The 4896-nt window shown below is 55.9% G+C and carries 5 protein-coding genes; 2 read left to right on the top strand and 3 right to left on the bottom strand.

Going from position 1 to position 4896, the window contains the following annotated elements; all coding sequences use genetic code 11:
* Positions 1 to 468, top strand: a 468-nt coding sequence (locus B3P58_RS14555; RefSeq protein WP_286718588.1) for an AAA family ATPase, incomplete at its 5' end; no start/stop codon positions are given.
* A gap of 7 nt (positions 469 to 475) precedes the next feature.
* Here the strand turns inward: B3P58_RS14555 and B3P58_RS14550 are convergent.
* Genes B3P58_RS14550 through pdhA form a run of 3 tightly spaced genes read right to left on the bottom strand, consistent with a single transcriptional unit; the run spans position 476 to position 3794 of the window.
* Positions 476 to 1633, bottom strand: a complete 1158-nt coding sequence (locus B3P58_RS14550; RefSeq protein WP_286718585.1) for a dihydrolipoamide acetyltransferase family protein — start codon at positions 1631 to 1633, stop codon at positions 476 to 478.
* 42 nt (positions 1634 to 1675) lie between these two features.
* Positions 1676 to 2713: an alpha-ketoacid dehydrogenase subunit beta gene (locus tag B3P58_RS14545; RefSeq protein WP_286718582.1), complete on the bottom strand. Its 1038-nt coding sequence runs from the start codon at positions 2711 to 2713 to the stop codon at positions 1676 to 1678.
* Position 2714: 1 nt separating this feature from the next.
* Positions 2715 to 3794: a pyruvate dehydrogenase (acetyl-transferring) E1 component subunit alpha gene (pdhA, locus tag B3P58_RS14540; RefSeq protein WP_286718579.1), complete on the bottom strand. Its 1080-nt coding sequence runs from the start codon at positions 3792 to 3794 to the stop codon at positions 2715 to 2717.
* Between the two features lie 484 nt (positions 3795 to 4278).
* Between pdhA and B3P58_RS14535 the strand changes: the two genes are divergently transcribed.
* Positions 4279 to 4827: a YaeQ family protein gene (locus B3P58_RS14535; protein ID WP_225692515.1), complete on the top strand. Its 549-nt coding sequence runs from the start codon at positions 4279 to 4281 to the stop codon at positions 4825 to 4827.
* Positions 4828 to 4896: the final 69 nt, after the last annotated feature.

Raw genomic sequence — 4896 nt, 5'->3', positions numbered from 1 at the left:
TTTTTCTGCGGCAAAATGGGAGCGGGAAAATCCACTCTCGCCCGGCAATTGTCACAAGAAAATAACACCATTCTTATTTCAGAAGATCAGTGGCTGGCGGCCCTTTACCCACAACAGATCCATACCATAAAGGATTATCTGCGCTGCTCGGCTCAGTTAAAAAATATCCTGAGCGACCATATCAGCCTGCTGCTAAACAATGGCCTGACACTGATTCTCGATTTTCCCGGCAACACCATTGAGCAACGCCGCTGGTTTAAAAATCTTATTGATAACAGTCAGTGCCGGCACCGGTTAATTTGCCTGGATCACAGCGATGAGCGCTGCCTGAAGCAGCTTGCTCAACGCCGCAAAGAACAACCGCAACGCGCGGCATTCGATAACGAGGAAACCTTCTATCATCTGAGTCAGTATTTTCAGTTACCGACAGAAGATGAAGGTTTTACGGTTGAATGGCCGGAGGATTAAAACCGGATCAGCGATCAATCAAATCCGGCTCTTTCTGCAAATCGGTAATAACAGCCGCTAAGAAACGACTGGCTTCCCCGCCAGTGACCGCCCGGTGATCAAAGGTCAGTGACAAGGGCAGCACCTTACCGGCAAAGAGTTCACCCATGGCACACAGCGGTTTCTCCAGCACCCTGCCAGCCCCCAGAATCGCCATAGTCGGAGGTACCACCACCGGAGTGCCATAACGTCCGGCAATGGCGCCATAGTTCGATAAGGTGATGGTTGCGCCCTGCATTTCCCGCGGAGGAATGGTACGGGCGCGGACATCGGCTTTCAGCCGGTCGAGGCCGGCACGCAGGTCATCGGCGCTGCGGCTGGCAACGTCACGCAGTACAGGTACAAACAAGCCCTGCTCGGTATCGACCGCAATACCCAGATCAATCTGACTGATCAGTCGCCGGGTCATCTGCTGATGCTGTTCATCACCGTGAAACCAGCCATTTAAATCCGGTACCGCCGCACAGCCTGCAGCAATGGCCTGCACCAGCCGGACACTGACATCCTCAGTGGTTTCCCAGTGCGACACATCGGCTTCATCAAACAGCGTAACGGGCACTACCTGAGCATGAGCCAGCGCCATGGTACGGGCCATGCTTTTGCGCACACCGGTCAGGCGTTCCCCCTGCCCCAGTTGCTGATCCAGACGCCCGGCTTTTTCCACATCATCAGCCGTAATGCGGCCATCCAGCCCACTGCCACTGATCTGCTGAATATCCACATTCAGACGCCGTGCCAGCGCCCGCACACTGGGCGTGACCCGCACCCGTGCGCCGGCATTCAGGCTGTTGCCCTGGCCAATCACAAAATGATCTTCGCTGCGTTCGCGCGCAACCGGCATTTCGCCGACCACCGAGCCGTTATCTTCACGCCCTGTAGTGTCAGAGCCTTCATCCTGCACAAACTCAACCAGTGGCTCACCGGTATTGACGGTATCACCGGGTTCACCAAAACAATGGCTGACCACCCCGGCACAGGGAGATGGCAGTTCAACAATGGCTTTTGCGGTTTCAACCGATAACAACAGCTGGTCAACCGCCACCGTATCACCGGCTTTTACATGCCACTCCACGATATCGGCATCGGCCAGCCCTTCACCCAGATCGGGCAAGCGGAAATAACGCATAAACACTCCTGATGTATCAGGCTTTTGATTTTTATGTCTGTTTTAACGGTAGCTCATGCATTGGTTAACGGCGGCCACAATGTCGGCCACCTGTGGCAGATACAGCTGCTCCTGGCGAAAATACGGCATTGGTGTATCAAAGCCTGTCACCCGGATCACCGGAGCCTGCAGTAAATCGAGGCTCTGCTCGCTCAGGCGGGCGGAAATATCCGCGCCGATACCGCCACTGCGCGCGGCCTCATGCACAATCACACAACGGCCGGTCTTTTCGACCGAGGCGCGGATGCTGTCCATATCCAGCGGACTGACCGTCGCCACATCCACAACTTCGGCGCTGATGCCCTGCTGTTCCAGCGCCTGCGCCGCCTCCAGGGTTTCCTGAATGCAGGCCCCCCAGCTGACCAGTGTGATATCACTGCCCTCACGCAGAATAAAAACCTTGTCCAGTGGCAGACGCGCGCCGTCATCCACCAGCGGTTGTTTCAGCGCGCGGTACAGGCGCTTGGGCTCAAGAAAGAGCACCGGGTCCGGGTCATCAATCGCACTCAGCAACAAACCATAGGCACGCCGTGGCGAAGATGGAATCACCACCCGGATACCGGGGATATGGGCAAATAATGCCTCTGTACTTTCGGAATGATGCTCGGGCGCATGAATGCCGCCACCAAAAGGAGCACGCACCACCAGCGGGCAATGCAACCGTCCGCGGGTGCGGTTACGCAGCCGCGCGGCATGGGTCACCAGCTGCTCCATGGCCGGGAAGATAAAGCCCATAAACTGAATTTCGGCGACCGGTTTCAGTCCCTGGCTGGCCATACCGATCGCCGTACCGGCAATCAGCGTCTCTGCCAATGGCGTATCCATTACCCGCTCACGGCCAAAGCGATCCTGCAGCCCTTGTGTGGCGCGGAACACACCGCCATTGCGGCCGATATCTTCGCCCAGAAGGACGACGTTCGGATCTTCGGTCAGCGCCCGTGCCAGCGCCAGGTTCACCGCTTCGACCAGAGTCAGATCGCCCTGAGTCAGATCACGGAATTCAGATGCACTGCTGAATGAGTCTGTTGTTTGATTGACCATGTCACACCTCCCGTGCCGTCATACGTGCTGCAAACAGATCAAGCTGCTCATCCAGTGCAGGTGGCCATTCGGCGTACAGATGGTCGAACATGGCCTCTGCTGCCTGAGCTGGTGTTGCCAGATACTGCTCAACGGCCTTGCTGACAACCGTATGGCAGTGATCCTGCCAGCGCGCATCCATGGCTTCGTTCCAGGCACCCTGAGTTGTCAGAAACTGACATAAACGCCGGACCGGCTCCCGCTCCCAGGCGGCTTTGACTTCATCATCGCCCCGGTAACGGCTGGCATCATCGGCGGTGGTGTGATCCCCCAGGCGGTAGCTTACCGCTTCAATCAGCGTCGGCCCTTTACGGTGCCGTGCCCGCTCCAGTGCATCGCCGACCACATCCAGCATGGCGATAATATCGTTACCATCCACCTGCACGCTGTGTATACCCGCACCCCAGCCTTTTTGGGCCAGCGTGGGGGCTCCGCACTGTGCAGCACGCGGCACCGAAATTGCCCACTGATTATTGTTAATCACAAACACCACCGGCAGATGCCAGGTACCGGCCAGGTTCAGTGCTTCGAGGAAGTCACCTTTAGAGGTTGCACCATCGCCCAGGGTGCAGAGTACGGCCTGTGGCTGTTTACGGAACTTCAGTGCAGCCGCAGCCCCGACAGCATGGCCACACTGACTGGCAATCGGCACACAAACCGGTAAATCCTGTGCCGGGCCAGCATAACTGCCACGCTCATCTCCTCCCCAGTACAGCAACAGGTCGTGCATGGCTGCACCACGGATAAGCTGAGTGGCATGATCACGGTAATAAGGAACAAAAATATCCTGCTCTTCCAGCGCCAGGCCACAGGCAACGCCAATGGCTTCTTGCCCGACAGAAGATGGAAAAGTGCCAAGCTGACCCGTGCGCTGCAGAGCAACCGCCTTCTGATCGAACATCCGCGTCAGCATCATCCACTCATAGGCACGCAGCAAAGGCTCAGGCTCATGGGCCCAGAGCGGAACCTCCCGCACCGGTACGCCATCTTCACCAAGATACTGCACCATGGCTGCAGCATGAACACTAGGAATATTACCCATAACATAACCCTCCCTCAGTGCCGGTAGCGCAGGCACACTTGTCAGTGGTACAGATAAGTGTGCGAGCCCGGTTGCCCGGCCAGCCACTCAGATACAGACAGGAAAGAAAGCAGAACAGAAGCCGCATGCCATCCGCAGCGACGCGATACGTCATACAACTGACAAGGATCTGTCTGGCGACAGACTGACAAAGCAAATGAAAACGCATCCTGCACCTCCGGCTTTTGGCCTGAGTCCGCCTGACGGGCGGCTAATTGAACAGGTGCATCCGCCCTGCTTTTGGCAGAACAGACACAGTTAATGTGTAGCCGAAAAAAGACCAGCCAGAAAGGTGAAAGACCACTTTGAGCTAAACAATACGATGGCAAATAGTGTGATCGAATATAAGACGATCTGCTCTGCGGCGTATTCCGTGCTTACAGCCATAGCCGTCAGCCCATGAAACCATTAGAGTACGCGCTTATTTTTTCTGGCAATTACACCCATGGCGCTGAAAGCAACCATTTATAAAGCCGAACTGAATGTGTCCGACATGGACCGCAATCATTACCAGACTTACAACCTGACCATTGCCCAGCATCCGTCAGAAACCACCGAGCGGATGATGGTACGTCTTGCCGCTTTTGCCCTGAACGCCGGTGAGCAGCTGGAATTTACCAAAGGCCTCAGCACCGATGATGAACCCGATTTATGGGCGCACTCACTGAGTGATGAAATAGATCTGTGGATTGAACTCGGCCAGCCCGATGAGAAACGCATCCGCAAAGCCTGTAACCGTGCAAAACAGGTCATTATTTACGGCTACCACGGACGTGCCGCGCAATTATGGTGGCAACAGATCGAAAACAGCTGCCGGCGTTTCAATAATCTTCAGGTGGTGGATTTTGATGCGGCCGCCATCGAACAACTGCAGCAATTAACAAGCCGCACCATGCGTCTGCAGGCCAGTATTCAGGATGGCATGTTGTGGCTGGGTGACAGCAGCCAGACCATAGAAATCGGTATGACGGTGTTACAGGAAAGCAGCCGCTGATCAGCGCGTCTGACTCAGAATAGTCTCCAGCCGACCATCCGCAGCCATTCTGCCGAGCGCCTCATTAAA

The organism is Thalassolituus sp. UBA2009 (assembly GCF_002335285.1).
Classification (GTDB): domain Bacteria; phylum Pseudomonadota; class Gammaproteobacteria; order Pseudomonadales; family Oceanobacteraceae; genus Venatoribacter; species Venatoribacter alkanivorans.
The sequence above is the reverse complement of the archived record's forward strand: the minus strand, read 5'-3'. Positions and strand labels throughout refer to the sequence as shown.